At 69.3% G+C, this 916-nt stretch carries 1 protein-coding gene; it reads right to left on the bottom strand.

What is annotated here, in order from left to right; all coding sequences use genetic code 11:
- The coding region (locus IE260_RS41030; protein ID WP_189881021.1) for a ketoacyl-synthetase C-terminal extension domain-containing protein at positions 1-916 on the bottom strand (916 nt) is incomplete at both ends.

The raw sequence follows: 916 nt of genomic DNA, 5'->3' as shown, positions 1-916 counted from the left end.
AGCAGCCGGAACAGGGCGACCTCGATGGCGAACAGCGCGGGCTGGGTGTACTCCGTACGGTCCAGCAGCGTGCTGTCCTCGCTGTCCCAGATCACGGTGCGCAGGGGTGTGGTGAGGTGTTTGTCGAGGCTGTCGGCGACGGTGTCGAAGGCGGTGGCGAAGGCGGGGAAGGCGGCGTGGAGGTCGCGTCCCATGCCGAGGCGCTGGCTGCCTTGTCCCGTGAACAGGAACGCGAGTTTGCCCGGTGACACCGTGCCGCGGATGACGCCCGCGGCCCTCTCCCCGGAGGCGAGGGCCTGCAGCCCCGCCAACTGTTCCTCGAGGCTCCGGTGCACCAGGACGGCGCGGTGCTCGAACGCAGACCTCGTGGTGGCCAGGGAGAGACCGATGTCGAACAGCGGCTCCTCGCTGTGCTCGGCGACGTAGGCGGCCAGCTTCGCGGCCTGCGCCATCAGTGTGGCTTCCTCCTTTCCGGAGAGGACCCACGGCGCGTACGCCGAGCCGGAAGCCTGTGCTCCGGCCGTTGTGCCTCCGTCCCGGAATGCCTCCTGCGCACCCTCCTCCAGGATGACGTGGGCGTTGGTGCCGCTGATGCCGAAGGACGAGACGGCGGCTCGCCGGGGTCGGCCGTTCTCCGGCCACTCCCGTGTCTTGGTGAGGAGTTCTACGGCTCCTGCGGTCCAGTCGATCTGCGGTGAGGGCTGGTCGACGTGGAGGGTCGGGGGCAGTACGCCGTGCTGCATGGCCTGGACCATCTTGATGACGCCGGCGACGCCCGCGGCGGCCTGGGTGTGGCCGATGTTGGACTTGATCGACCCGAGGTACAGCGGTCGGTCGTTCTCGCGTTCCTGGCCGTAGGTGTTGATGAGGGCCTGGGCTTCGATGGGGTCGCCGAGGGTGGTGCCGGTGCCGTGGG

Source organism: Streptomyces viridiviolaceus (assembly GCF_014650995.1).
Classification (GTDB): domain Bacteria; phylum Actinomycetota; class Actinomycetes; order Streptomycetales; family Streptomycetaceae; genus Streptomyces; species Streptomyces viridiviolaceus.
This window is presented reverse-complemented; position numbering and strand designations above follow the sequence as displayed.